Source organism: Sphingomonas paucimobilis NBRC 13935, from assembly GCF_000739895.2.
GTDB lineage: Bacteria > Pseudomonadota > Alphaproteobacteria > Sphingomonadales > Sphingomonadaceae > Sphingomonas > Sphingomonas paucimobilis.
Map to the genome: position 1 here is coordinate 1 of NZ_BBJS01000057.1, position 24678 is coordinate 24678.

27 protein-coding genes are annotated in these 24678 nt (G+C 66.5%); 12 read left to right on the plus strand and 15 right to left on the minus strand.

The annotated features are described in order from the left end of the window. Positions 1-116: 116 nt before the first annotated feature. A complete protein-coding gene (locus SP6_RS17275) occupies positions 117-425 on the minus strand; it encodes a 4a-hydroxytetrahydrobiopterin dehydratase (protein ID WP_227876689.1) in 309 nt (102 codons plus the stop codon). Between the two features lie 38 nt (positions 426-463). Here SP6_RS17275 and SP6_RS17280 point away from each other — a divergent pair, with 38 nt between their 5' ends. From SP6_RS17280 to SP6_RS17295, 4 genes are read left to right on the plus strand one after another with little or no spacing between them, the layout of a single operon-like run. Then, the gene (locus SP6_RS17280; protein WP_037569699.1) at positions 464-883 is read left to right on the plus strand and encodes a metallopeptidase family protein; all 420 of its coding nucleotides are present in this window, start codon (positions 464-466) and stop codon (positions 881-883) included. Beyond that, positions 880-1470: a heme ABC exporter ATP-binding protein CcmA gene (ccmA, locus tag SP6_RS17285; RefSeq protein ID WP_007406512.1), complete on the plus strand. Its 591-nt coding sequence runs from the start codon at positions 880-882 to the stop codon at positions 1468-1470. Before SP6_RS17280 ends, ccmA begins: the two co-directional genes overlap by 4 nt. Continuing rightward, on the plus strand, positions 1467-2105 hold the full coding sequence (locus SP6_RS17290; protein WP_042469407.1) for a heme exporter protein CcmB: 639 nt from the start codon (positions 1467-1469) through the stop codon (positions 2103-2105). The genes ccmA and SP6_RS17290 overlap by 4 nt, the downstream gene beginning before the upstream one ends. 3 nt (positions 2106-2108) lie before the next feature. After that, positions 2109-2960 carry a methyltransferase gene (locus tag SP6_RS17295; protein WP_007406477.1) on the plus strand — a complete coding sequence of 284 codons (852 nt, stop codon included), beginning with the start codon at positions 2109-2111 and terminating at the stop codon, positions 2958-2960. Between the two features lie 14 nt (positions 2961-2974). Here SP6_RS17295 and SP6_RS17300 read toward each other — a convergent pair whose 3' ends face one another. The 13 genes from SP6_RS17300 to coxB all read right to left on the minus strand — a co-directional run bounded on the left by SP6_RS17300 (position 2975) and on the right by coxB (position 16435). Further along, a complete protein-coding gene (locus SP6_RS17300; protein ID WP_037569684.1) occupies positions 2975-3844 on the minus strand; it encodes a class I SAM-dependent methyltransferase in 870 nt (289 codons plus the stop codon). 10 nt (positions 3845-3854) lie between these two features. Then, a complete protein-coding gene (gene thrC / locus SP6_RS17305) occupies positions 3855-5243 on the minus strand; it encodes a threonine synthase (RefSeq protein ID WP_007406503.1) in 1389 nt (462 codons plus the stop codon). A 13-nt stretch (positions 5244-5256) separates the two neighbouring features. Beyond that, positions 5257-5877 carry an SURF1 family cytochrome oxidase biogenesis protein gene (locus tag SP6_RS17310; protein ID WP_007406502.1) on the minus strand — a complete coding sequence of 207 codons (621 nt, stop codon included), beginning with the start codon at positions 5875-5877 and terminating at the stop codon, positions 5257-5259. Further along, the gene (locus SP6_RS17315; RefSeq protein ID WP_042469405.1) at positions 5874-6320 is read right to left on the minus strand and encodes a DUF983 domain-containing protein; all 447 of its coding nucleotides are present in this window, start codon (positions 6318-6320) and stop codon (positions 5874-5876) included. Before SP6_RS17315 ends, SP6_RS17310 begins: the two co-directional genes overlap by 4 nt. Continuing rightward, positions 6280-7191: a cytochrome c oxidase subunit 3 gene (locus SP6_RS17320; protein WP_007406476.1), complete on the minus strand. Its 912-nt coding sequence runs from the start codon at positions 7189-7191 to the stop codon at positions 6280-6282. Before SP6_RS17320 ends, SP6_RS17315 begins: the two co-directional genes overlap by 41 nt. Before the next feature lie 36 nt (positions 7192-7227). Further along, positions 7228-7767 (minus strand): cytochrome c oxidase assembly protein, encoded by a 540-nt coding sequence (locus SP6_RS17325; RefSeq protein ID WP_007406534.1) that lies wholly within the window; start codon positions 7765-7767, stop codon positions 7228-7230. Continuing rightward, positions 7767-7901 (minus strand): cytochrome c oxidase system small membrane protein, encoded by a 135-nt coding sequence (locus tag SP6_RS21630; RefSeq protein ID WP_007406524.1) that lies wholly within the window; start codon positions 7899-7901, stop codon positions 7767-7769. Before SP6_RS21630 ends, SP6_RS17325 begins: the two co-directional genes overlap by 1 nt. Continuing rightward, positions 7898-8797 (minus strand): heme o synthase, encoded by a 900-nt coding sequence (locus SP6_RS17330; protein ID WP_042469408.1) that lies wholly within the window; start codon positions 8795-8797, stop codon positions 7898-7900. Before SP6_RS17330 ends, SP6_RS21630 begins: the two co-directional genes overlap by 4 nt. A 160-nt stretch (positions 8798-8957) precedes the next feature. Next, positions 8958-10019, minus strand: a complete 1062-nt coding sequence (locus SP6_RS17335; RefSeq protein ID WP_007406492.1) for an NAD(P)-dependent alcohol dehydrogenase — start codon at positions 10017-10019, stop codon at positions 8958-8960. Between the two features lie 243 nt (positions 10020-10262). Beyond that, positions 10263-11642 (minus strand): DUF1501 domain-containing protein, encoded by a 1380-nt coding sequence (locus SP6_RS17340; protein WP_232252417.1) that lies wholly within the window; start codon positions 11640-11642, stop codon positions 10263-10265. Between the two features lie 8 nt (positions 11643-11650). Beyond that, positions 11651-13372 carry a DUF1800 domain-containing protein gene (locus SP6_RS17345; protein ID WP_007406496.1) on the minus strand — a complete coding sequence of 574 codons (1722 nt, stop codon included), beginning with the start codon at positions 13370-13372 and terminating at the stop codon, positions 11651-11653. Positions 13373-13576: 204 nt separating this feature from the next. After that, positions 13577-15250 carry a cytochrome c oxidase subunit I gene (gene ctaD, locus SP6_RS17350; RefSeq protein ID WP_007406499.1) on the minus strand — a complete coding sequence of 558 codons (1674 nt, stop codon included), beginning with the start codon at positions 15248-15250 and terminating at the stop codon, positions 13577-13579. Positions 15251-15253: 3 nt separating this feature from the next. After that, the gene (coxB, locus tag SP6_RS17355; RefSeq protein ID WP_397567813.1) at positions 15254-16435 is read right to left on the minus strand and encodes a cytochrome c oxidase subunit II; all 1182 of its coding nucleotides are present in this window, start codon (positions 16433-16435) and stop codon (positions 15254-15256) included. A gap of 245 nt (positions 16436-16680) precedes the next feature. Between coxB and pyrE the strand changes: the two genes are divergently transcribed. The 5 genes from pyrE to SP6_RS17380 all read left to right on the plus strand — a co-directional run bounded on the left by pyrE (position 16681) and on the right by SP6_RS17380 (position 20661). Then, on the plus strand, positions 16681-17265 hold the full coding sequence (gene pyrE, locus SP6_RS17360) for an orotate phosphoribosyltransferase (protein ID WP_007406500.1): 585 nt from the start codon (positions 16681-16683) through the stop codon (positions 17263-17265). Further along, the gene (locus tag SP6_RS17365; protein ID WP_007406511.1) at positions 17262-17990 is read left to right on the plus strand and encodes a pyridoxine 5'-phosphate synthase; all 729 of its coding nucleotides are present in this window, start codon (positions 17262-17264) and stop codon (positions 17988-17990) included. The genes pyrE and SP6_RS17365 overlap by 4 nt, the downstream gene beginning before the upstream one ends. Positions 17991-18201: 211 nt before the next feature. Next, positions 18202-18612, plus strand: a complete 411-nt coding sequence (gene acpS / locus SP6_RS17370) for a holo-ACP synthase (protein ID WP_007406507.1) — start codon at positions 18202-18204, stop codon at positions 18610-18612. Then, on the plus strand, positions 18609-19586 hold the full coding sequence (gene lepB, locus SP6_RS17375; protein ID WP_007406525.1) for a signal peptidase I: 978 nt from the start codon (positions 18609-18611) through the stop codon (positions 19584-19586). Before acpS ends, lepB begins: the two co-directional genes overlap by 4 nt. A 4-nt stretch (positions 19587-19590) precedes the next feature. Next, the gene (locus tag SP6_RS17380; protein WP_007406486.1) at positions 19591-20661 is read left to right on the plus strand and encodes an AI-2E family transporter; all 1071 of its coding nucleotides are present in this window, start codon (positions 19591-19593) and stop codon (positions 20659-20661) included. Here SP6_RS17380 and SP6_RS17385 read toward each other — a convergent pair. Continuing rightward, complete coding sequence (locus SP6_RS17385; RefSeq protein WP_082052555.1) at positions 20605-21735, minus strand: glycosyltransferase; 1131 nt, start codon at positions 21733-21735, stop codon at positions 20605-20607. The genes SP6_RS17380 and SP6_RS17385 overlap by 57 nt on opposite strands. Before the next feature lie 221 nt (positions 21736-21956). On the opposite strand from SP6_RS17385, the gene SP6_RS17390 reads away from it, so the two are divergent. The 3 genes from SP6_RS17390 to SP6_RS17400 are packed head-to-tail and all read left to right on the plus strand — an operon-like array spanning position 21957 to position 24627. Then, on the plus strand, positions 21957-22892 hold the full coding sequence (locus SP6_RS17390) for a hypothetical protein (protein WP_037569689.1): 936 nt from the start codon (positions 21957-21959) through the stop codon (positions 22890-22892). Between the two features lie 20 nt (positions 22893-22912). Continuing rightward, positions 22913-23434 (plus strand): DUF2141 domain-containing protein, encoded by a 522-nt coding sequence (locus tag SP6_RS17395; protein WP_007406481.1) that lies wholly within the window; start codon positions 22913-22915, stop codon positions 23432-23434. Between the two features lie 8 nt (positions 23435-23442). Next, entirely contained in the window at positions 23443-24627 is a 1185-nt protein-coding gene (locus tag SP6_RS17400; protein ID WP_007406495.1) for a glycosyltransferase, read from the plus strand. Positions 24628-24678: the final 51 nt, after the last annotated feature.

The window sequence follows — 24678 nt, forward strand, 5'->3', positions numbered from 1 at the left end:
GTGTCCCCGGTCGTGAGTAAAGGCTGATCTCGCCAACGGGGACACCCCTCCGTCAGGCCGTGGCCTGACACCTCCCCTTGCAGGGGAGGAATGGAATGACTGCCGATCGGACCTCATCATCCCACCAGCGCGTCGATCGCCTCGGCCATGGCGATATCGCGGGCCGACAGGCCGCCCGCGTCATGGGTGGTCAGCACGATATCCACCCGGTTCCACACATTGGACCATTCGGGATGATGGTCGGCCTTCTCGGCGAGCAGCGCGACGCGCGTCATGAAGCCGAATGCCTCGTTGAAGTCGGCGAAGACGAACCGGCGGCTGATCGCGTCGCGCGCTTCGTCCCAATCCCAGTCGGGCAGATCGTCCAGCGCCTCGTTCCGATCCAGCTCGCTCAGCCGCTCCACCATGTGCGTCCCCTTGCTTATCTTGTTCTTTGGTCGGCCACAGCGGTATGACGACGGGCATGAGCGGGCAAGTCGCGATCGGTGAAGCGCCGGATATCGAAGCGATCGAACGGATCGCGCGGGCGGCGATGGCGCGCCTGCCGGCGGCGTTCGCCGCGCATCTGGGCGACATCGTGCTGATCGTCGAGGACTATGCGGATGACGAGACGCTGGCGGCGCTGGGCATCGAGCATCCGCTTGATCTGACCGGCCTGTATCACGGCCGCCCGGTGGGCGAGAAAAGCAGCATGGATTCAGGGACCCTGCCCGATCGCATCCATCTCTATCGCCGCGCGATCCTGGACGAATGGATCGAGACGGGGGTGCGGCTCGACGATCTGGTCGCGCATGTGATGATCCATGAGATCGGCCATCATTTCGGCCTGTCGGACGACGATATGCACGCGCTCGAAGACGCGGTGGACGGCCCGGCGGCGTGATCCTGTCCCTGACCCAGGTCGCCTGCGCGCGGGGCGGCCGGCTGTTGTTCGCGAGGCTTTCGCTGGATCTCGCGCCCGGTGGCGCGGTGATCGTCACCGGGCCCAATGGCATCGGCAAGTCCAGCCTGTTGCGGCTCGCCGCCGGCTTGCTCGCGCCGTTCGAAGGCGCGGTGATGCGGTCCGCGCCGGCGGCATTGATGACCGAAGATCTGGCGCTGGATGCCGAGCGAACGTTGGCCGACGCGCTGATCTTCTGGGCGCGGATCGATGGACGCGGGGCGGTACGGGACCGGGTGGCGGAGGCGCTCGACACGGTCGGGCTGGCGGCGCTGGCAACGATTCCCGTGCGGCTGTTGTCGACCGGGCAACGCCGCCGTGCGGCGCTGGCACGTGTGTTGGCGTCGCAGGCCCCGCTCTGGCTGCTCGACGAGCCGGGCAATGGGCTGGATCGGGCCGGGCTGGTGATGCTGGAGCAGGTGATCGCGCGGCATCGGGCGGGCGGCGGCGCGGTGTTGCTGACCACGCATCAGCCGCTGGATGTAGCGGAGGCCGGCACCCTTGCGCTCGACCAATGGGTGCCGGCATGAGCATGGCTTGGGCGCTGATCGCGCGCGATGTCCGGCGCGGCTATGCGGGCGGCGGTGCGGCCTTGGTCTGCGGCTTTTTCCTGCTGGCGGTGATTCTGTTTCCCTTTGCGATCGGACCCGATCGGGCCTTGCTCGCGCGGATCGGCGCGGGGGCGATCTGGGTCGCGGCGCTGTTGGCGGCGTTGTTGCCGGTCGATCGGCTGGTCGCGCCCGATTGCGAGTCGGGCTGGTTCGATCAGGTCGTGGTGCGCGGGGTGTCGCTGCCGCTCGTCATGCTGTTGCGGATCGTCGCGCATTGGCTGGCCTTTGCGCCGCCGCTGATGCTGGCGGCGATGGTCGCAGGCGGTTTGTTCGGGCTGGATGGCGCCGCGTTGGTGAGGGTCGAGACCGGATTGCTGCTCGGTACGCCGGGGCTCGCCGCGCTGGCGGTGGCGACGGGGGCGCTGACGGCGGGCTTGCGCGGTGCGGGAGCGGTGGCGGGGTTGCTGCTGTTACCGCTCGCCCTGCCGCTGCTGATCTTCGGGGCTAGCGATGACGGCATGGGCGGGGCCAAGCTGCTCGCCGCCGTGTCGCTGTTGCTGGTCGCGGGTGCGCCCTGGCTGGCGGCGGCGGCGATCCGGTCGGTGCGCGACTGAGCCATGGCCGAAGACAGTCCATCGCGCGCGCGGATCGCGCAGGCCTTTGACGCGGCGGCGGCCTATGACGCCTATGCGGTGGTGCAGCGCCAAGTGGCCGCGTGGCTAGCCGAACGAATCGTCGCGGTCGCCCCGCCGAGGCCCCGCGTGCTGGAGGTCGGGTGCGGCACAGGCTTCCTGACACAGGCGGCATGGCCCCGGCTTGATCGCCCCGAATGGTTGATGACCGATATCGCACCCGAGATGCTGGCCCGGGGCAGGGCGCAGATGCCGGATCTGTGTGCGCGGGTGATGGATGGCGAGCGCCCCGATCTGGCGGGCGAGGCGCCGTTCGACCTGATCGTCAGCAGCCTGGCGGTGCAGTGGTTTTCCGATCTGGAGGGCGGCCTGCAGCGGCTGGCGGCGCTGCTCGCCCCTGGCGGGCGGATGCTGGTGACGACTCTGGCGCAAGGGACATTCGCCGGCTGGCATGCCGCGCATCGGGCGGAGGGATATGAGGCGGGGAGTCACGCCTATCCAACGGTCGAGGCGCTCGCGGCCATGGCGTTGCCGGGGCTTGGGGTCGCCACGCGACGCTTCGAGCAGCGGCACGAGACGGCGGCGGACTTCATGCGCGCACTACGGGCGATCGGGGCGGGGACACCGCGTGTTGGGCACCGCCCGATCCCGCCGGGCGCGATGCGGCGGATCGCGAAGCGCTTTGAGGTAGGCGGGGCGGTGGCGACCTATGAGGTCGCGTTGATGGACATTCCCAACCCCGTTCAGCCTGAGCGAAGTCGAAGGCCACGCGCGACGCGAGAGGCGGGGCGTGTGCTTCGATTTCGCTCAGCACGAACGGAGGTTGGAGGTAAGTAGGCTTGGGTTGGCGTTTATCGGCTCCACCGCGCCCAGATGGCCGTGGGCAGGATCAGCCCGCGTGCTTCCTCGCGCACACCGAGTTCGCCGCATTCGACCTTGCCCGGCAGGTCGCCCATCACTTGGCGGAGCATCTCGCCGATCGCCAGCGCCGACATGCGCACCGCATAGACGGTCAGGAACAGGAAGCGCGAATTCGCGTCGAGCAGCTTGCGGCAATCGGCGATCAGGCCGGGCAGATCCTCTTCCAGCCGCCAGACCTCGCCCTCCGGCCCTCGGCCATATTTGGGCGGGTCGAGCAGGATGCCGTCATAGCGCCGTCCGCGCCGCCCCTCGCGCGCGACGAATTTGGCCGCGTCGTCGATGATCCAGCGCACCGGCGCATCGCCCAGCCCCGACAGCATCGCATTGCCGCGCGCCGCTTCGACCGATTTCTTGGAGGCATCGACATGGACCATCTTCGCGCCCGCGCTTGCCATCGCCAGTGTGCCGACGCCGGTATAGCCGAACAGGTTCATGCATTCGGGCGACTCCAGGTCGGCGACCTGCTCGCGCATCCAGCTCCACACCGGCGCCATGTCGGGGAAGAAGCCCAGATGGCGGAAGGGCGTGTTTTGCGCGGTGAAGCGGACCTCGTTCCATTTCAGCGGCCAGCCGTCGCGCGGCACCGGCTCGTTGAAATTCCAGCGGCCGCCGCCATCCTCGTCCGACCCGGGCACGAACTCCGCCGCCGCGCGCCAGTCGGTGGTGGCGGGCGCCCACATCGCCTGCGGCTCGGGGCGGATGAAGCGGAACCGGCCATAGCGTTCCAGCTTGCGGCCATGGCCTGAGTCCACCAGCCCGTAATCCGCCCAGGGCTCCCCAATCATCGTTTCGAGTGTCATGCGCACCCCGTTAGCGCAAAGACCGCCCGTCGATATAGGCCGTAACCGCTTCGAACGTGGCGGGCAGCGTCTCGAACCGCTCCTCGCGCTCGAACAGGTCGCCGACGCGGCGCGGCAGCGGCGGGCGAACCCCGGTCGCGCGCTCGACCGCATCGGTGAACTTGGCCGGATGCGCGGTGGCCAGCGTCACCACCGGCACATCGGTTTCCGCCGCCCGCGCGGCGGACAGGGCGATGGCGGTGTGGGGGTCGAGGATCTGGCCGGTATGGTCCGCCGCCCAGCGCATCGCACGGCTCATGTCATCGGCGTCGACGCGCGCGCTGGCGAAGAGCGGGGCGATCGCCTGGCTCTGCGCATTGGTCAGCCGCATCGCGCCCGTTCCCTCGAACCCCTTCATCTGCGCCGCCAGCGCCGCGCCGTCGCGGCCATTGGCGTCGAACAACAGCCGCTCGAAATTGGAGCTGACCTGAATGTCCATCGACGGCGTCGCGGTCGCCTGCACCTGCCCCTTGGAGTAATCGCCCGAGGACAAAGCGCGGTGGAGGATGTCGTTGACGTTGGTCGCGACGATCAGCCGCTCGACGGGAAGCCCCATGCGCGCGGCGACATAGCCCGCGAAGACGTCCCCGAAATTGCCGGTCGGGACCGAGAAGGCGACGGCCTTCCCCGGCGCGCCCAGCCGGACGGCGGCGTAGAAATAATAGACGACCTGCGCCATCAACCGCGCCCAGTTGATCGAGTTGACCGCCGACAGGGTATGGCGATCGGCAAAGGCGCGGTCGTTGAACATCGCCTTCACCAGCGCTTGTGCGTCGTCGAAATTCCCCTCGATCGCGATGTTATGGACGTTGGGGGCGAGCACCGTGGTCATCTGGCGGCGCTGGATATCGGTCACGCGGCCGGCCGGGTGCAGCATGAAGATGTCGATATTGGCGCGCCCCGCCACCGCGTCGATCGCCGCCGATCCGGTATCGCCGCTGGTCGCACCGACGATGGTCAGGCGCGTCTCGGTACCGCGCAGGAAGCGTTCGAACAGCAACCCCAGCATCTGCAGCGCCACGTCCTTGAAGGCGAGGGTGGGGCCATGAAACAGCTCCAGCAGCCACTGGTCATGGTCGAGCTGGACGAGCGGCGTGACAGCGGCATGCGAGAAGCGGCCATAGGCGGCGTCGCACAGCTCCTGAAGTTCCTCCGGCGTCAGGCTGTCGCCGACGAAGGGCGTCATGATCTTCGCGGCGGTCTGCGCATAGGACAGGCCCGCCAGCGCTTCGATCTCCTCCGGTGTCAGGCTCGGCCAAGCTTCGGGGACATAGAGCCCGCCATCGCTGGCGAGACCGGCCAGGGTCGCGCCCCGGAAATCGAGGACGGGGGCGGAGCCACGGGTACTGATATAGCGCATGATGCGCCGGGGCTTAACGGCGTGTGTGTTTTACCACAACCATTCGATTGCGCCGAACGACCGCCAAAGCATAGATAATTGCGGCAATGGCGGCGAACAGGAACCATTGGACCGCATAAGCAAGGTGGTTGTTGGGCACCGCGTCGATATCGGGGCTGGGGTTCGCCTCCAGCCCGGCGGCGGGCGTGTCGGCGACCAGCATCATGGCTTGCGGCCGATGATCGAAGGCCGACTGGATCAGCGAGCGGCTGTCCGGCGCATGGGCGACATAGCCGGTCACGCGCCCGCCGGGCCAACGGGTTTCGGCGCGCGGGTCATGCGTAGTGCCCAACTGCACCTGCGTCGATCCCTGCGGTACCGAGCAGGTGGCGATCAGCCGGAACCCCGCTGCCCCTGCGCCCGCGCGTCGGATCGTCACGGGCGGGCGGCAATCGGCCTCCGCGCGGCGGAAGAGCAGGCTCTCGTCGGGAAACAGTGGGAAGGCGATCACCGGCCGTGCAGGGTTGGCTGCCAGTTGCGCCAGATATGCCTCCTTTTGCGGCAACCGGTCGAGCAACTGCCACAGCCCCAGCGCGATCATACCCGCGACCGCCAATAGGACGATCAGGGTCGGGAGGATCGGCACCCGCTTCATGCGTCGCCGTCCTGCTCGGGTTCGGGCTGGGTCACGGCGCCCTCGCGCGCTTCGTTGCGATACTCTGCCGCCATCAGCGCGCCCTTGGCGATGCGCAGGGAATAGACGACCGTGACGGCGGTCAGCGGCAGCCAGATCAGCATATGGAGCCAGAGCGGCGGATGCAGCGTCAATTCGACGACGATCGCCGCGATGGTGATGATCGTACCCAGGATCAGCGTCAGAAACGCCGCCGGACCGTCCCCGACATTGAAGCGGGTAAAGTCCAGCCCGCACGCCGTACAGCGATCGGCGAAGGTCACCACCTGTTTCGAAAAGAGCGGCCCGGCAAACAAATGGGGCTGGCCGCAACGCGGACACAGCCCCTGAAATGCGGCCTCGGCGATGGTCGGAGGCGTCGGCTCAGCCACTATGAACCGGCGCGCCCCAGCCACCCCAGACATAGATGGTAACGAACAGGAACAGCCACACCACGTCGACGAAATGCCAGTACCAGGCGGCGGCCTCGAATCCGAAATGCTGGCGGGGCGTGAAATCGCCGCGATAGGCGCGGATCAGGCAGACGATCAGGAAGATGGTGCCGACGATGACGTGGAAGCCGTGGAACCCGGTCGCCATGAAGAAGGAGGCGCCATAGTTGATCCCCTTAAAGGGGAAGGGCGCATGGATATATTCGTACGCCTGGATCGAGCTGAAGATCAGGCCCAGCACGATGGTGAGCCACAGCCCCTTCAGCACCCCGTCGCGGTCGCCGACGCCCAATGCACCCCATAGCCCGCGCTTCTCGCCGCCGCGCTGGTTGTGGATCAGCGCATGGTGCGCCCAGGTGACGGTGGTGCCGCTGGTCAGCAGGATCAGCGTGTTGAGCAGCGGCAGCTTGAAGGCGTCGATCACCTCCAGCCCCTTGGGCGGCCAGGTCGCGGCGATGGCGGCGGCGCCCTCGGTGGCGCGCTCCACCTGCCCGTCGACAAAGCTCATCGCGGTGGGGAACAGCGCGAAGTCGAAAAAGGCCCAGAACCAGCCGACGAAGAACATCACTTCGGAGGCGATGAACAGGATCATGCCATAACGGAAATGAAGCTGCACGACCGGCGTATGGTCGCCATTATGCGCCTCGCGCACCACGTCCGCCCACCAACTGCCCATGCAGAACAGCACCGCGGCGAGCCCCGCCAGGAAAGCCCAGCCCCCGCCGGGCACGCTGTGCATCCACATGATCGCGCCCGAGGCCATCAGCAGCGCCGACATCGAACTGGCCAGCGGCCAGGGGCTCGGCGGCAGGATGTGATAGTCGTGGTTCTTCGCGCCAGCCATGATCCCGTCCCTATGTCCGTATATTTTGGCGGGAGGCTAACCCGCTTTCTTCCCCGAATCCACCGGGTAAAATGTGTAGGACAGGGTGATGGTCTCGATGTCGCGCGCGTCCGGGTCGTTCAGGATTTTGGGATCGACGAAGAAAATCACCGGCATCCGCACCGTCTCACCGGGTTTGAGCGTCTGCTGGGTGAAGCAGAAACACTGGATCTTGGTGAAATAGCGCCCGGCCTGGTCGGGGGTGACGTTGAAGGTCGCGGTGCCGGTGATCGGCACCTTGGCATTGTTGGTCGCGGTGAAGAACACCATGTCGCGCGCGCCGATATCGACGGTTTCGTGCGGGTTCTCGGGCTTGAAGGTCCAGGCGAGGCGGGAAGAGACATTGGCGTCGAAATCGACGCGGATCTGGCGGTGGACGCTGCCCGGGGCTTCCGACCCGCGCTGCGTCGTCCCCTGATAGCCGGTCACCTGGCAGAACATGCGGTAGAGCGGCACGCTGGCCCAGGCGAGCCCGGTCATGAAGACCACGCCGAACAGCGCGAACACCAGGGTCCGGGTCTGGCGGGTCAGGCGCATCAATGCATTCCCGACCGAATCTTCGACAGGGTGATGAAGAAGATCAGCACCACGAGAAAGCCGAGCAGCAGCGCCATCACCGTGGCGCGGGCGCGCTGTTTGGCGCGAATCCGATTCGAATCGTCAGGCGTCATGCCCAACGATCCACCACCAGCGCGCCAAAGAGAAGGAAAAGATAGAGAATCGAATATTTGAACAGCCGCTTCTCGGGCTTCATCGCGTCATCGGGCTGGGTATGCCGGAACGCGACGATGGCGGCGTAGAGACCGAACAGCGCGGTCCCGGCGGTCGCAATGATGCCATAGATCGGCCCCGTCAGCCCCAGCGGCCAAGGCGCGACGGCAGCAATGGCCATCGGAATGGTGTAGAGCCCGATCTGCGCCCGCGTCACCCGCTCACCCGCGACGACGGGCAACATCGGCACGCCCGCATTGGCGTAATCGGTCTTCACGAACAGCGCGAGCGCCCAGAAATGCGGCGGCGTCCACAGAAAGACCAGGCTGAAGAGCAGGAAGGGCAGTAGCGCGATCTCACCGGTCGCCGCCGCCCAACCGATCAGCGGCGGAAACGCGCCGGCCGCGCCGCCAATGACGATATTCTGCGGCGTCCGGCGCTTCAGCCAGACGGTATAGACCAGCACATAGAAGAGGATCGAGACGGTCAGGATGCCCGCAGCGACATAATTGACCGCCAGCCCCATCAACAGGACCGAGAAACAGGCCAGCCCGACCCCGAAATGCAGCGCCGATTCGCGGCTCATCCGGCCAGCGGGCAAGGGCCGCTTGGCGGTACGGCGCATCAGCGCATCGAGATCCGCCTCATACCATTGGTTGAGCGCGCCGGCCGCCCCTGCACCCAATGCGATGCATAGGATGGCGGTGAAGCCGATCACCGGATCGATCCCGACCGGCGCCGCCAGCATTCCGCATAGCCCGGTGAACACGACCAACGTCATCACGCGTGGTTTGGTGAGGGCGAGGAAGTCGCGCCAATCGGCGGGAACGAACACGGAGGAGGGAATGCTGGACATGGGCACCCCGCATATAGGCCGCGCGGGCAGGGCGGGCAAATCGGGCCGATTGTCCTCCCCCGCAACGGAAACGGTAGAGGGGTGTCACCGCCGATGGGGACACCCCTCCGTCAGACCTTCGGTCTGCCACCTCCCCTCATAGGAGAGGAACGGCCTAGGCTCAGCCCTTCAGCGTCGCCATGTCGATGACGAAGCGATACTTCACATCGCTCTTCTGCATCCGGTCATAGGCGGTGTTGACCTCGTCCATCGCGATCATCTCGATATCGGCGGTCAGGCCATGCTGGTGGCAGAAGTCGAGCATCTCCTGAGTCTCGGCGATACCGCCGATGAGCGAGCCGGCCAGCGCGCGGCGGCGGAAGACGAGGTTGCCGACCGAGGGCGACGGATGGGGCGAGTCGGGCACGCCGACCAGCGTCATCGTCCCGTCGCGCTTCAGCAGCATCAGGAACGCGTCGAGATTGTGCGGCGCGGCCACCGTGTTCAGGATGAAGTCGAAGCTGTTCGCATGTTCCGCCATCTGATCGGCGTCCTTCGACACGATCAAATCCTTGGCGCCCAGCCGCTTGGCATCCTCGGCCTTGTTGGGTGAGGTCGAGAAGACATAGACCTCGGCCCCCATCGCGGCGGCGATCTTCACGCCCATATGGCCGAGGCCACCCAGGCCGACGATGCCGACCTTCTGGCCCGGCCCGACCTTCCAATGGCGCAGCGGCGAATAGGTGGTGATGCCCGCGCACAGCAGCGGCGCGACGGCGGCCAGATCGCCCTCGTCATGGTTGATCTTCAGGACGAAGCCTTCCTTGACCACGATATGGTCGGAATAGCCGCCGAAGGTGTGGCCACCCAGCACGGGGTCGGGGCCGTTATAGGTGCCGACGAAACCGGTCTTCTCGCAATATTGCTCCTCGCCGTCATGGCAGGAGGGGCAGTGGCCGCAGCTGTCGACCATGCAGCCGACGCCGACCAGATCACCGACTTGGTATTTGGTCACGGCATCGCCGACCGCAGTCACGCGCCCGACAATCTCATGGCCGGGAACGCACGGATACAGCGTGCCCTGCCACTCGCCGCGCGCGGTGTGGAGGTCGGAGTGGCAGACGCCGCAATAGAGGATGTCGATCGCAACATCGTCGGCCTGCGGGTCGCGGCGCTCGAACGAATAGGGCGCGAGCGGGGTCTCGGCCGACTGGGCGGCATAGCCCTTGGCGGGAGTGGGCATGGAAGCTCCTCTGGGAAATCGATAACACGACCGAACGATCGCGGCGCCCATATGGGTTCCGAAGAGCCTCATGCCAGACAATAGTCAGGCAAAGTTTTTCCGATCGGCAGTGATCGGAGAATTGCTGAAGAATAATATGTTGTATCGTTACTTAATGCTGATTTACGCAACCCGGGCAAAGCCGTTGCGGGTCTTGCAAAGACCCTCAAAGGGCTGCGCTCGCTCTGCGCAGGAGCGCCGATATTATCCCATGAACCCCTGATTCCAGGTCGAGGAGTCATAATTGCCGATATTGGGGAGTACGGTTCGCAGGCCGCCCGAATCGATGCCGAACCAGCTGGCCAGCGTCGCGGCATATTGGTCGACCGACATGGTGGGGATCAGTCGGCCCGAGCCGACATCGTCGCTGGTGTTGACGCCGACGATCGGCGTCTTGCCATAGAAACGCTGCCCGCGCACCGCGCCGCCGACGACGAAGTGCATGCCGCCCCAGCCATGATCGGCGCCACCGTCATTGGACTGCAGCGTCCGGCCGAAATCGGAGGCGGTGAAGCTGGTCACCTGGTTGGCGACGCCCAGCGCGGCGGTGGTATCGTAAAAGGCCTTCATCGCCGCCGACACCTTGGACAACAGGCCCGGATGCTGCGCGACCAGATTGTCATGCAGGTCGAACCCGCCCATCGAGACGAAGAAGACCTGCCGCTTCAACCCCAAGGTCTGGCTGACCGAGATCATCCGCGCGACCATCTTCAACTGATCGGCCAGATTGTTGTTCGCGGGGAAGAGCGGGAAATTGGCGGCCGGTGCGCCGGCCAGCGCGCCGCTGAGCTGGGCCTGGACCTCGAAGGCGCGCTTGGAGATGCGGGCATGTTCGGTCGCCATCGCAAAGCTCGATTCGGCGGTCATCACCGAGCGCAGCGCGTCGAGCGCGGAGGAGGAGCCGTAGAGCGTCTTGCTGTTGTTCAACAGCGCGACCGGTCCACCGGTCCCCACGGCATATTGGATCGCGGTCCGTCCGCTCAGGTAGATGGCGTTGCCGCTGGTGTTGATGCAGGTCAGTGCGGCGGTGCCGTTGCCGTTCTGGAACACGTCGCCGATTCGCCCGCCCCAGCCGCTGGTCGCGCCTTCGGGGTTGGAGGCCTGGAAGAAGCTCTGCTGGTCGTTGTGGCTGAACAGCTTCGGGGGTAGGCGGACGGTGCGGTTGTTATACTGGGTCTTGGTGGTCGGCTCGACCAGCGTGCCGACGTTCAGCGCCACCGCCATCTTGCCGGCCGCGAAGAGCTGGCTCATCTCCGGCATGGCGGGGGACAGGGCATAGGCGCGGCCGCCGGGCAGCGCCACGGCGGGGTTGAGGACGCTCCCTGCCAGAGCCTCGCGCTGATAGGCGATATTGGGGCGCGCGGTGCGATAGGCGGCGAAGCTGGTCTCGTCATAGGGGACCAGCGTGTTGGCGTAATCATTGCCGCCATAGAGGAACACGCAGACCAGCGCCTTATAGTCCGAGGCGGTGGCGGCCGCCGCCTCGCCGATCGCGGCGAGGCTGGAGACGAAGGGGGTGGCGGTGCCGGCCAAGCCGAGCAGCGCACTGCGCTTGAGGAAGGCGCGCCGGGATTGATCGTGCATCATGCTCATCACCGCAGGTTCAGATAATCGGGGGAGGCCATGGTCAGCAGGATTGCGATGCCGACCCGGTTGATCGGGCCGCCGGTCGCGGTCGCCGACACGCTGTCGACCGCGGTGCGGATCGCGGCTTGGGTCGCGCTGGACAATTGTCCGGCGGCGAGGACCAGGTTGATCTCGTCGACCAGCGCCTTGCTGTCGGCGGCGAGCGTCAGGATGTTGGTATAGTCCGCTTTCACATCGGCGACGCCGTTGGCGATCACACCGTACATGAAGTTCACATAGCCGATCACCGTCTGTTCGTTGGTGATCTGAAACTCAGGCGCGACGAGGCCGCTGGTCGCCAGGCTGGTGCCGGCCGGGGTATAGCCGGGGCGGTAGAAGTTGAAGACCGAGGGGCTGCGTCCCTTGGTCTGGCTGAGCCGGGTGGCGGCATTGGTGTCGCCGATCGCCCAGGCGTTGGACGGCGAGGTGGCGCCAAAGGCACGCGCCCAGCCGGTGAAGCGGATGACCGGTTCGCGCAGCTTGCCCACCGCGCCGCTGGCGGGCAGCGTCCGGGCCTCGCTGTCGAGCAGGATGGCGCGGATCACCGCCTTCATATCGCCGCGCACGCCCTGGCCATTGTCAGCGAATTTGGTGGCGACGCGGTTGATATAGGCGGGCGAGGGGTTGCTGGTCACCAGCCGCTGGATCAACTGCTTCGAGACGAAGGGCGGCACATTGGGGTGCGCGAAGATCGCGTCGAGCGCGGCGTTGATCGCAGCCATGCCGCCGCCGGTGACGGTCGTCCCCAGGAAGCTGGAAGCGCCAGTCTCGTTCATGCCGGCATTGACCACCAGCGGCTGGCGATAGCGCGGCGGCAAATCCTCGGTGCCGGTCAGGACCAGGCCGGTAAAGACCCGCGCCAGCCCCGACACATCGGCCTGGCCATAGGTTTCGATCGGCTGGCCGCCGCTCATCTTCAGCGAGCCGTCCATGTTGAGCTGGTACAGGCCGATGGTGAACAGCTGCATCAGCTCGCGCGCGTAATTCTCGTCGGGTTGGGTGCCGGTCGTCGGGTTCGCCTTGCGGTTCTGGAAATAGGTGAGGAAGCTGGCCATCGCGAAGCTGGTCGTCACCGCGCCCATCAGCTCGCGATAATTGCCGAACGCATTGTCGAGCAGGATGTCGACATAGGCCGCGATCGAGAAGGAGCGCCACGAATTGGTGACGCCATCGATCCCGATGACGAAGATGTCGAGCAGCGCCATGCCGATCCGCTGACGCAACTGATCGGGCTCGACGATGATCTGCCGCCACAAAGTCGGGTCCAGCCCGTCGAGCCGGAAGCGGTTGGCCTCCTGGGTATGGCCCTGGGCGACCAGCCAGTCATAATGGCTGGTGGCGCGCGCCATGGCGAACTGGTCGGTCAGCCAGCCGTCATAGCCGCGCGAGACGACCGCATCGATCATGCTGCGGGTCGCGCCCATCGTGGTCTGCGCCAGGAAACGGCTGGCCTCGGTCGCGGTGGGCGGCGGCGTGACGACCACGACGGGAGTCGAGGGGGTGGTGTTGCCCGCCGGCGTCGCCGTCGACGTACCGCCGCCACCCCCGCCACAGGCCGCCAGTGCCAGCAACGGCAGGACCGCACCGCCCGTGGCCAGGCCTTTGCCTGCTCTGTCGATCGTCTGTCCGTCCGTATCGCCGGACGCCGCCGATAGCGGCTCCGCGACTTGTTCGTCCCACCCCGTCATCGCACGTCCGTTCCGTTACGGCCGCAATCTTTGCAAACCGCCGGTAAAATGCCGCGAGCGTGGCTAATGAAAGATGAAAAGGTTCCTCTGTTCGTCGTGCCAGATCATCATTTGGCCGAATCGGCCATATCATTATCGATCCGTAACAAAAAGGGCTCCGGAGCCATGCTCCGAAGCCCGAAAAATAGAGGTCTGGCGGCGCGATCAGTGGATGCGCGGCAGCGTTTCGAACTGGTGATAGGGCGGCGGGCTGGACAGCGTCCATTCCAGCGTCGTTGCGCCATCCCCCCAGGGATTGTCGCCCGCCGGCTTGCCCGCGACCAGCGACCAGACCAGGTTGACGAAAAAGATCACCATGCCGGCCGCCATGATCTCATAACCATGGGTGGCGACCGCGTTCCAGGTCGCATAGGCGTCCGGATAGTCGGGATAGCGACGCGGCATGCCCTGCAGGCCCAGGAAGTGCATCGGGAAGAACAGCAGGTTCACGCCGACGAAGAACACCCAGAAGTGCAGCTGGCCGAGGAACTCGTTGTACATCTTCCCCGACATCTTGGGGAACCAGTAATAGAAGCCGGCGAACAGCGCGAACACCGCGCCCAGCGACAGGACATAGTGGAAGTGCGCCACGACATAATAGGTGTCGTGCATATAGTCGTCGATGCCGCCGTTCGCGAGCACCACGCCCGTCACGCCGCCGACGGTGAACATGAAGATGAAGCCGATCGCCCAGACCATCGGCGTCTTGAAGCTCATCGAGCCGCCCCACATGGTCGCGATCCACGAGAAGATCTTGATGCCGGTGGGCACCGCGATGATCATCGTCGCGGCGGTGAAGTACATCTTGGTGTTCACGCTCAGGCCGGTGGCGAACATGTGGTGCGCCCACACGACGAAGCCGACCACGCCGATCGCGACCATGGCATAGGCCATGCCCAGATAGCCGAAGACGGGCTTGCGGCTGAAGGTCGCGATGATCTGGCTGACGATGCCGAAGCCCGGCAAGATCATGATGTACACTTCGGGATGGCCGAAGAACCAGAAGAGATGCTGGTACAGGATCGGATCGCCGCCCCCGGCGGGATCGAAGAAGGTCGTGCCGAAATTACGATCGGTCAGCAGCATGGTGATCGCGGCGGCCAGAACCGGCAGCGAGAGCAGCAGCAGGAAAGCGGTGACCAGCACCGACCAGACGAACAGCGGCATCTTGTGCAGCGTCATGCCCGGCGCGCGCATATTGAAGATGGTGGTGATGAAGTTGATCGCCCCCAGGATCGACGACGCACCCGCCAGGTGGAGCGACAGGATCGCCATGTCGACGCTCGGCCCCGGCTCGCCAAAGGTCGATAGCGGGGCATAGGCGGTCCAGCCCACGCCCGCGCCCGACCCGAAAAAGGGTGAGGCGAGTAGCAGCGTGAAGGCCGGGATCAGCAGCCAGAAGGACACGTTGTTCATGCGCGGGAAGGCCATGTCGGGTGCGCCGATCATGATCGGCACGAACCAGTTGCCGAACCCACCGATCATCGCGGGCATAACCATGAAGAACACCATGATCAGCCCGTGCGCGGTGATGAGCACGTTCCACAGGTGCAGCGACTGGTCGAGGCTCTGCGCCCCGCCATGCAGCATCCCCGCCCAGATACCCAGATACTGGATGCCGGGCTCGCGCAGCTCGGCGCGCATCAGGCCGGAGATCGCGCCGCCGATGATCCCCGCGACGATCGCGAAGATCAGATAGAGGGTGCCGATGTCCTTGTGGTTGGTCGACAGGAACCAGCGCGCGAAGAAGCCGGGCTTATGATCGGCGTCATGATGCGCGTGGTGGTGATCCTCATGACCGACGAAAGCCGATCCGGGGTGAAGTGCGGTGTCGGTCATGGCTTATTGTCCAGCGTTGCCGGGGCCGGCCGGATTGCCGGTGGCGCCCTGCGCGGAAGTGGGGGACTGGGCGGGGGTGGCCATATTGTCGGCCGGCCCCGTCACCGCCTCGGCGGCGTTGGCCTGCGCAGCCTCAACGGCCGAACCTTCGGCACCCGGCTGCGGAATGACGGAGGAAGAGGGCGCGGCCGAACCCGGCATCTTGCCGCCCTTGGCCGCGACCCAGGCGGCGAATTGCGCCGGGGGCACCGCCTGTACCGCGATCGGCATGAAGGCATGGCGCGCGCCGCACAGTTCCGAACACTGGCCGAAATAGAGACCCGGCTTGTCGATGGTGAAGCTCGTCTCGTTCAACCGGCCGGGCACCGCGTCCAGCTTCATCCAGAAGGCCGGGATCGCCCAGCTATGGATGACGTCGTTGGAGGTGGTGATGAGGCGGATCGGAACGCCGACGGGCAGGACGATGCGATTGTCCACCGCCAGCAGGCGCGGACCGTCGGCATCGGTGCGCGCGCGCTCACCGGGGGACACCTGATCCTTTTCCTTCAGCATGTTGGCGGTGATCTCGATCCCGCCATGATCCGGATATTGATAGGTCCAATACCATTGGTTGCCGATCGCCTTCAGCGTCACCGCCCCGGCGGGCGCGGGCTTGAACTGCGCCTGGAGCAGCCCGATCGAGGGGATGGCGATCAGAACGAGGACGACCACCGGCCCCAGCGTCCACAGCACCTCGATCAGCGTATTGTGGCTGGTCTTGGACGGCACCGGATTGGCGGCGCGGCGATAGCGGAAGGCGACCCAGGCGAGCAGTACCAGCACGAGAATGCAGATCGCGGTGATGACCGGCAGCAGGACGCCATTGTGCATCCAGTGCGCGAATTCACCGTTCTTCGTCACCTGCGGTTGAAGCCCGATGCGGCCGTCGATCGGCAGGCCGACATTGGGATCGATCGTCGTCGCCGGCGCACCGTCCTGCGCCAGCAGCGGGCTGGTCGGGGCCGCCGTGGCAGGTGCGGCGGCGCTGGTCGGTGCGGTGTTGGAGACGCCGGCCCCTTCGGCGGCGGCTTGCGGTGCGGCGGCGGCCGGGGCAGGGGGCGCGGCCGGAGTCGCGAAGGCGACGCCCGACAGCGCGGCGCATCCCAGACCTGCGGCGATCGCCAGCGCCTTCATGCGTTTGGGCATCCTCATCCTCCGGGGTCCGGACATGCGCTTGACCTCGCTCATCCCGCTCTCGTCTCCCATCTCCCTCGCCTGTCCATCGGTCGTCCGACGGTCCTCATGCGGGGCGTCATGTCGTTTTTGTTAGGCGGACTATAGCACGGGACCGCGCCCCCTCAAGCCATAGCTGTCGCAAGCGCGATTGCGCCGCGCCGAGCGCGATCCTATGAGGCCGGGTCATCCCATATGACCTGCCGGAGTTGCCCCGCATGACCGATGACGACGTCCTCGCCGAGTTCCGCGCCGCCGAGGCGCTGCTCGAAGGGCATTTCATCCTGTCCTCGGGCCTGCGCAGCCCACGCTATCTGCAATGTGCGCGCGTCCTGATGGACCCGGCGCGCGCCGCCCGGCTGTGCGAGGCGGTGGCCGCGAAAATCCCGGCGGAGATCAAGGCACAGATCAGCGCGGTCGTCGCCCCCGCCATGGGCGGCGTGATCGTCGGCCATGAAATGGCGCGTGCGCTGGGCGTGCCGGGCATGTTCCTGGAGCGGCCCGAGGGAACCTTCCACCTGCGCCGCGGCTTCCGCCTTGATGCAGGTCAGAAAGTGCTGATGATGGAAGACGTGGTCACGACCGGCCTGTCCAGCCGCGAGGCGATCGCCGCCATCGCGCGCGAAGGGGGCGAGACGATCGCGGCGGCCTCGCTGGTCGACCGGTCTAACGGCGCCGCCGATCTGGGCGTGCCCTTCTTCCCGCTGATCCGCCTCGACGTGCCGAGCTACAGCCCCGACGATCTGCCCCCCGAACTGGCGGCTACGCCTGCGATCAAGCCGGGGAGCCGCGCGGCGGCATGACCCATCACCTGCGGCTGGGGGTCAATATCGACCATGTCGCGACCGTGCGGAACGCGCGCGGGGCGGGCTATCCCGATCCGGTCAAGGCGGCGCTGGTGGCGGCGGAAGCTGGTGCGGACGGCATCACCGCCCATCTGCGCGAGGATCGGCGGCACATCACCGATGACGACATCGCGCGGCTGTCGGCGGAGCTGACCGTGCCGCTCAACCTGGAGATGGCGGCGACGCAGGAGATGCTGGCCATCGCGCTGAAGCATCGTCCCCATGCCGCCTGCATCGTTCCCGAAAAGCGTGAGGAGCGGACAACCGAAGGCGGCCTCGACGCCGCCGGGCAGCGCCAATGGCTCAGCCCCATGGTGGCCAAACTGGGCGAGGCGGGTATCCGCGTCTCGCTGTTCATCGAACCCGATCCGCGCCAGATCGAGGCGGCGCTGCACCTGGGCGTGCCGGTGGTTGAGCTGCATACCGGCCGTTATGCCGAACTGGATGGCGAAGCACGTACCGAGGAACTGCGCCGCCTGTCCGACGCGGCCGCACTCGCCGCCAAGAACGGGATCGAGGTCCATGCCGGCCACGGCCTGACCTATGACAATGTCGCGCCCATCGCCGCGATCCCGCAGGTGCGAGAGTTGAACATCGGGCATTTCCTGATCGCGGATGCGGTGTTTGTCGGCTTGCCCGAAGTGGTGCGTCGGATGCGCGCTGCGATGGACCTGGCGCGGTGATTCCTCCCGGGCACGGGGGGGGGGTGTGGGAGCTTTGGCTTGCCCCCGGCAAGCCAAGATTGCGCCAGGGGCACAATCTTGCTCCCGCACCGCAGGCTGGTGGAGGGGGAGCACCCCAAATGGCTCGCGTGGTGGAGAGCCCCCTCCACCACCGCTCTGCGGTGCGCAAGCCAAAGCTCACGCCCCCCCTCCCCGTGCCGGGGAGGACCGCATGATCATCGGCCTCGGCTCCGACCTCTGCAATATCGAGCGGATTCAGGCGGCGCTCGACCGGCATGGCGGCCGGTTTGAGGCGCGCTGCTTCACCGATATCGAACGGGCCAAGGCCGCCAAGCGCCCCTTCACCCGCGCCGGCACCTATGCCAAGCGCTTCGCCGCCAAGGAGGCCTTTTCCAAGGCGGTCGGCACCGGCTTCGCGCAGGGCGTGTTCATGCGTGACATCGGCGTCGTCAACAAACCGGGCGGCGCGCCGACCCTGGCGCTGACCGGTGGCGCGCGCGAACGACTTGACGCGATCACCCCGGCGGGCCACGTCGCCCATATCCACTTGACCATGACCGACGATCACCCCTGGGCGCAGGCCTTTGTCGTGATCGAGGCATTACCGGAAGTTTCCGCATGAAGGACGCGGTGTTGGACACGAACCAGGGCTCGCCCGCCAATCCATCGGGAGGCGATCAGCCGGTCAACGCCGCGCCACCGCCCCGGAATCCGACGGCCAAGAAAAAGGGCACCGACTGGTGGGCCGAGGTCAAGGGGCTGTTCTGGCTGTTGCTGATCGTGCTGGGCTTCCATAGCTTCATCGCCAAGCCCTTCTACATCCCGTCGGAATCGATGCTGCCGGGTCTGCGTGTCGGCGACCGGCTGGTCGTGTCCAAATTCGCCTATGGCTGGTCGTTCGTATCGCCGACCATCCCCAATCCGGTGGCGATCTTCAAATCGGTGGTGCTGCGCCAGCCCGAGGATAGCTGGAGCCTGCAACTGCCCTTCATCCATGGCCGGCTGTTCGGCTCGCTGCCCACGCGCGGCGATGTGGTGATCGTCACGCCGCCGGGCACGCATAACGACTATATCAAGCGGGTGATCGGCCTGCCTGGCGACCGGCTGGAAGTGCGCGACGGCACCGTCATCCTGAACGGCAAGCCCGTCCAGCGCGGGCCGCTCCATTATGTCGATATCCCGATCGACACCAACAGCCCCTGCAAGGCGTCCGATTATGGCGAGCAGGCGCGGGTGCGCACGGCCAGCGGGCAATGGGTCTGCCACTTGCCGATCGTGACCGAGACGCTTCCCAACCATCGCCGTTACGACACGGTGGAGCTGGGCTGGAGCCCGGGCGACAATTATGGTCCGATCACCATTCCGGCGAACCATGTCTTCCTGATGGGCGACAATCGCGACCGCTCGGCGGACAGCCGCTTCTCGCTGGCCGAACTGGGGCTGGGTGGCCCGGTGCCCTATGAGAATATCGGCGGGCGGGCCGAGTTCGTGACGTTCAGCCTGGACGGCGATGCCACGCTCAACCCGCTGACCTGGTGGGGATCGCTGCGCTCGGGGCGCGCGGGCACGTCGCTTCACCCTGCGACCGTGAACTGATCCGATGGCCGACCCCGCGCCGCTGACGGACCGTCCCGCCCCCCTGGAGATGCGCGACGGTTTCGCCCGGCGCGAGCTGACCCGTGCGGCGATCTGGCTGGGGCTTGCCGCCGCGATGGCGGTGGCGGTGCTGCTGGTTCAACCCTTGCTGGTCATCTTTGCCGGACTGGTCTTCGCCACCTTGCTCGATGGCGGGGTGCGGCTGCTTGGCCGGGTGCTGCCGATCGGGCGGGGTTGGCGGTTGCTGATCGTGGTGCTGGCGGTGACGGTCTTTCTGCTCGGCACCTTCTACCTGACCGGGGTCGAGGTTACGCAACAGGTGACGCAGCTCCGCTCGACGCTGGAGACCCAGGCGAGTCGGGTGGCCGACTGGCTGGCCGAGCAGGGGCTGATGCCCAAGACCTCGGATATCAACGGGCTGTTGAAACAGTCGATGGGCTCGATCGGCCGGTTGACCTCCTGGGTCGGCACCGCTGTCGGCGCGGTGACCTCTCTATTCATGATCCTGATCATCGGCCTGTTCCTGGCGATGGACCCGGACGGCTATGCGCGCGGGCTGCAATGGATGGTGCCGCGTTCGGCGCGCGACGAATTCGCCGTCACCCAGGAACGGGTCATGACTACCCTGCGCAAGCTGCTCGCCGGGCGTTTGCTGGGCATGGCGTTCGAAGGGGTGCTGACCGGTATTGCACTGATGATCGGCGGCGTGCCGATGGCGCTGCTGCTCGGCATCATCGCCGGTATCCTGGCCTTCATCCCCAATATCGGGGCGATTATCACCGGCGTGCTGATGGTCGCGGTGGGCTTTTCGGCGGGCACCGATGCGGGCTTCTGGGCGATCGGCACCTATCTGGTTGTGCAGACCTTTGACGGTTATGTCGTGGTGCCGATGGTCGCCAAGCGCACCGTCGATCTGCCGCCCGCGCTGACCCTGTCGACTCAGATCATGGCGAGCGCGCTGTTCGGCATCATGGGGCTGGCGCTGGCCGACCCGATGACCGCGATGATCAAATCGGCGTTACAGCGCCGGTCGGAGCGCCAGGCGGCGGAAGAGGGCATGGCCGACGCCGAGTGACTGCGGCGCCGTGCGACGGCGTGCCGCGACGACCGAGTCGAACAGCGCCAGATAGCGTTCGGCCGAATCGACGCCCGGCTGTGGCACCGGCGCCGGGCGCGGCGTCGCCGGATCGAGCCAGTGGCTCAGCGCCGCAACCAGCGCCTCGCCATCGTCGCGCGCGACGATGCTGCCCAGTGCCGGATCGGTGACGATCTCCGAGACCGCCGGGCTCGAATCGGTGGTGACGACGGGCGTTCCCACCGCCAGCGCCTCGCGCAGCACGCCGGGCACGCCTTCATAATCGGAGGGCAGCGCCAGGACATGCGCGGCGGCCATGGCGGCGGGCGCATTGGCGCTATGGCCCGGCATCGACACCCGGTGGCTGAGCCCCAAGGCCGCGATCTGCGCGGACAACGCCGGGCGCAGGCTGCCCTCACCCAGCAAGGTCAGTCCGACATCCTCGGGTAGATGGGCCATCGCCGCGATCAGCCGGTCCCAGCGCTTCTGCGGCTCCAACCGGCCGACGCCCAGGATCCGGCGCTCGGCCAGCAAGGGCTGGTCGGGGACGCCGCCGGGCAGCGCGGCCGGCGGGTTGGGAATGACCGCGACCGACATCCCCGTCGCCTCCTGCGCCGCCCGCGCGGTGGCGGGCGTCATCGCGACCAGCGTATCCAGGAACAGGCCGTGCAGCGCCAGCCATTGCCGCTGGCCCCAGGCCAGCCAGGCGGAATGATCGCCGCGATCGACCGCGTTGGACATTTTGGCGACGATCGGGGGACAGCGATCCGCGAGCCGCAGCCGGGCATAGGCCGCCATGCTGGTATAATGATTGCCGGGGCAGAACAGGATATCGGGCCGAGTCTGTTCGATCAGCAGCGGCAACGCGGCCGCCAGGCCGACGTAATGATCATGGCCCAGCGTCACGATCTCCACCCCGCGCGGCACCATGTCGCGAAACTGCCCGGCATCGCGGCCCAGCACCAGCGTCACCCGCCGTCCCCGGTCCAGCCAGCCCTGCAGCAACCGGCCGAGCGCGGCTTCCACGCCGCCGGACATGGTCTGGGCATAGGTCAGGATGTGACTGGCTGGCATTGGCTCCGCCTTGCTCGGATGGGGTCGGGATGGGAGGGTGACCGGGAAAATAATCACACCTTGTCGCGCAATTATGTCAGGCTCAGCCCTATCGAGGACACAATCACCGGACACAGCGACGACGTATTCAGGTGTGAGAAAGCTGGTTTGAGGTTTGCGGATGCCCCCGGCATTCGTCGCCGAGGATTGCCTATAACGTGCAGAATGAACGGAATGATCCCATGACCCCTGAGCAGGCGATGCCCGCCGCGTCGGCTGCGCCGGTCGCGACCGACATGGCCGCGCTCGAGCCGTTGAAGACGGTCAAGCGCCGCTGGCCCGCCATTATCGGCGGGTTGCTGACGCTGGCCATGGTCGTCGGACTGGGCCGCGAACTGCTGGGGCGCGGGCTGGTGGGGCTCAGCCATTCGGTGCCGTCCAACCCGCTTTTCTATGTCGTGTTCGTCGCGCTCTACATGTCGCTGCCGATCGGCGACTATATCATCTTCCGCCGGCTATGGGGCATTCCCATCAGCGGTCTGGCCGCGCTGATCCGCAAGCGGATCGCCAATGAGGTGGCGTTCAGCTATTCGGGCGAGGCCTATTTCTATGCCTGGGCGCGCGCGCATGCGAAGATGGTCGCGGCGCCCTTTGGCGCGATCAAGGATGTCGGCATCCTGTCCGCGATCGCCGGCAACGCCATCACCCTCCTCATGATCGCGCTGGCGCTGCCCTTCGGCCGCGAGCTGTTGACTGCCGACCAATTGCGGCTGGTCTGGGGGTCGATCGCGATCGTCATGGCGACCTCGCTGCCCTTCCTGGTCTTTTCGCGGCGGGTCTTCTCGCTGGACCGGGGCACCTTGTGGTGGGTGTTCATCGTCCACTGCCTGCGGCTGGCGGCCGGTTCGGTGCTGATCGCGCTGGCCTGGCATTTCGGCATGCCCGAGGTGTCGCTGGGCATGTGGTTGTTCCTGTCGGCGGCGCGGCTGCTCGTCTCACGTTTGCCATTGGTGCCCAACAAGGACCTTCTTTTCGCCAATTTCGCGATCCTGTTGATCGGGCAGGATCAGGAATTGAGCGAATTGATCGCCTTCACTGCGGCGCTGACCCTGTTGGTCCATGTCGTGTTGATCGCGCTGTTCGGTTTGATGGAATTGGTGCGGAGGATAAGAGCGTGAGCCGCGCAATCGCGAAATGGATGACCGCCACCGGGCTGGCGGCGGTGACGTTGACCGCCATGGCCGTGCCGCAGGCGGTGGGCGCGCAGGTGCTGGGCAGCGATGCCGCCGCCTGCACCGGTGGCGGCGGCCCCGCCATCCTGGCCCGGATCGAAGGACTGAAGGATCGCAAGGGCAATCTGAAGCTGGAACTCTATCCCGCCAATCAGGAGGATTTCCTGCAGGACGACGGCATCCTGATCCGTGCGGGCAAGACGTTCCGCCGCGTGCAGGTACCGACCCCGGCGGGCGGCGGGCCGATCGCGATGTGTATCCGCGTGCCGCATCCCGGCCGCTATGCGCTGCTGTTCACGCATGACCGCGACGGCAAGAACAAGTTCAATTTCTGGAGCGACGGTGCGGGCTTCCCGGCCAACACCAAGCTGGGCCGGCGCAAGCCGCCGCTCGAATCGGCGCTGATCGACGTGCCGAACGGTGTGGCGAATGTCACAATTCGCGCGCAATATCTGCGCGGGCTGGGCGGCTTCGGCCCGGTGGATTGAGGAAGCCGATGCGCATCGTCGACGTCAACGAATTCTACTCGCCCACTGGCGGGGGTGTGCGGACCTATATCGACCGCAAGATGGCGATCCTGGCCGAGATGGGCCATGAGCTGATCGTCCTCGCCCCCGGCACCGAGGATCGGGTAGAGGAGCGGCCGGGCGGCGGCAAGATCATCTATATCAAGGCGCCGCGCCTGATCCTGGACACCAATTACGGCATGTTCTGGGACAGCGCACCGGTGTGCCGCCTGCTCGACGAGCTCGATCCAGACATCGTCGAAGTGTCTTCACCCGCCAAGCCCGCCTGGTTCGTCGCCGGCTGGCAGGGGCGGGCGAAGAAGGTCTTCTTCATGCACAACGACAATGTCGGCACTTATCCGGTCCGCTGGCTGGACGGCATCGTCGCGCAGGAACGGGTGGAGGACTGGTTCAGCTGGTACAGCCGCTACATGAACCGCTTCCTCGACCATTATGATCTGGTGCTGTCGAACGGCCCGGCGCTGGTCAAGCGTCTGGGCAAGCGCGGCGTGCGGGTGGACGAGGGGATTCCGCTGGGTATCGAGCGGCATTTCTTCTCACCCGACCACCGCGACGAACGGTTGCGCGCGGCACTGCTCGCCCAGTGCGCTCTGCCGGAGGACGCGCATCTGCTGCTGGGCCTGGGCCGCCACCATCCCGAAAAGCGCTGGCCGATGGTCATCGACGCGGTCGAGCGCGTGGCCTCGACCCGGCCGATCGGCCTGATCCTGATCGGCGGCGGGGTCGCCAGCCGCACGCTGGAGAAGCGGATCGCGGGGAGTCCCCATATTCGCCTGTTCCGCCCGGTCTATGACCGCCCCCGTCTGGCGCGGATCATGGCGAGTTGCGACGCGCTGGTCCATGGCTGCGAGACCGAGACCTTCGGGCTGGTGGCGTCGGAGGCGCTGGCCTCGGGCCTGCCGCTGGTGGTGCCCGATTATGGCGGGTGCGCCGAGGTGGCCAATCCCCTGTTCGCCGAGACCTTCCGCGCGCGCGACGGTGCGGCCTGTGCCGAGGCGATCGAGCGGTTGCTGTCGCGCGACCAGCGCGTCCTGCGCAACGCCGCGCGGGTGGCGGCGGGCAAGGTCTTCAGCGACCGCGACCATGCCGAGGCGCTGATAGCGCGCTATCAGCTGTTGCTGGATGGCCAGGCGGGCGAGCGGGTGGCGGCCTGATTCCCTACCGTTCGCGCTGAGCGACGTCGAAGCGCACGCCCTGCGCTCGCG

Bases quoted from the DNA above. Each gene is read 5' to 3' on its own strand.
- ctaD (WP_007406499.1), bottom strand. From the start codon at position 15,250: ATGACCGACACCGCACTTCACCCCGGATCGGCTTTCGTCGGTCATGAG.
- SP6_RS17290 (WP_042469407.1), top strand. From the start codon at position 1,467: ATGAGCATGGCTTGGGCGCTGATCGCGCGCGATGTCCGGCGCGGCTAT.
- SP6_RS21630 (WP_007406524.1), bottom strand. From the start codon at position 7,901: ATGACGCCTGACGATTCGAATCGGATTCGCGCCAAACAGCGCGCCCGC.
- pyrE (WP_007406500.1), top strand. From the start codon at position 16,681: ATGACCGATGACGACGTCCTCGCCGAGTTCCGCGCCGCCGAGGCGCTG.
- lepB (WP_007406525.1), top strand. From the start codon at position 18,609: ATGAAGGACGCGGTGTTGGACACGAACCAGGGCTCGCCCGCCAATCCA.
- SP6_RS17315 (WP_042469405.1), bottom strand. From the start codon at position 6,320: ATGTCTGGGGTGGCTGGGGCGCGCCGGTTCATAGTGGCTGAGCCGACG.
- SP6_RS17365 (WP_007406511.1), top strand. From the start codon at position 17,262: ATGACCCATCACCTGCGGCTGGGGGTCAATATCGACCATGTCGCGACC.
- SP6_RS17310 (WP_007406502.1), bottom strand. From the start codon at position 5,877: ATGAAGCGGGTGCCGATCCTCCCGACCCTGATCGTCCTATTGGCGGTC.
- thrC (WP_007406503.1), bottom strand. From the start codon at position 5,243: ATGCGCTATATCAGTACCCGTGGCTCCGCCCCCGTCCTCGATTTCCGG.
- SP6_RS17300 (WP_037569684.1), bottom strand. From the start codon at position 3,844: ATGACACTCGAAACGATGATTGGGGAGCCCTGGGCGGATTACGGGCTG.
- SP6_RS17320 (WP_007406476.1), bottom strand. From the start codon at position 7,191: ATGGCTGGCGCGAAGAACCACGACTATCACATCCTGCCGCCGAGCCCC.
- acpS (WP_007406507.1), top strand. From the start codon at position 18,202: ATGATCATCGGCCTCGGCTCCGACCTCTGCAATATCGAGCGGATTCAG.
- SP6_RS17340 (WP_232252417.1), bottom strand. From the start codon at position 11,642: ATGCACGATCAATCCCGGCGCGCCTTCCTCAAGCGCAGTGCGCTGCTC.
- SP6_RS17325 (WP_007406534.1), bottom strand. From the start codon at position 7,767: ATGCGCCTGACCCGCCAGACCCGGACCCTGGTGTTCGCGCTGTTCGGC.
- SP6_RS17390 (WP_037569689.1), top strand. From the start codon at position 21,957: ATGACCCCTGAGCAGGCGATGCCCGCCGCGTCGGCTGCGCCGGTCGCG.
- SP6_RS17295 (WP_007406477.1), top strand. From the start codon at position 2,109: ATGGCCGAAGACAGTCCATCGCGCGCGCGGATCGCGCAGGCCTTTGAC.
- SP6_RS17335 (WP_007406492.1), bottom strand. From the start codon at position 10,019: ATGCCCACTCCCGCCAAGGGCTATGCCGCCCAGTCGGCCGAGACCCCG.
- SP6_RS17385 (WP_082052555.1), bottom strand. From the start codon at position 21,735: ATGCCAGCCAGTCACATCCTGACCTATGCCCAGACCATGTCCGGCGGC.
- SP6_RS17395 (WP_007406481.1), top strand. From the start codon at position 22,913: ATGACCGCCACCGGGCTGGCGGCGGTGACGTTGACCGCCATGGCCGTG.
- SP6_RS17330 (WP_042469408.1), bottom strand. From the start codon at position 8,797: ATGTCCAGCATTCCCTCCTCCGTGTTCGTTCCCGCCGATTGGCGCGAC.
- SP6_RS17380 (WP_007406486.1), top strand. From the start codon at position 19,591: ATGGCCGACCCCGCGCCGCTGACGGACCGTCCCGCCCCCCTGGAGATG.
- SP6_RS17400 (WP_007406495.1), top strand. From the start codon at position 23,443: ATGCGCATCGTCGACGTCAACGAATTCTACTCGCCCACTGGCGGGGGT.
- coxB (WP_397567813.1), bottom strand. From the start codon at position 16,435: ATGCCCAAACGCATGAAGGCGCTGGCGATCGCCGCAGGTCTGGGATGC.
- SP6_RS17345 (WP_007406496.1), bottom strand. From the start codon at position 13,372: ATGACGGGGTGGGACGAACAAGTCGCGGAGCCGCTATCGGCGGCGTCC.
- SP6_RS17280 (WP_037569699.1), top strand. From the start codon at position 464: ATGAGCGGGCAAGTCGCGATCGGTGAAGCGCCGGATATCGAAGCGATC.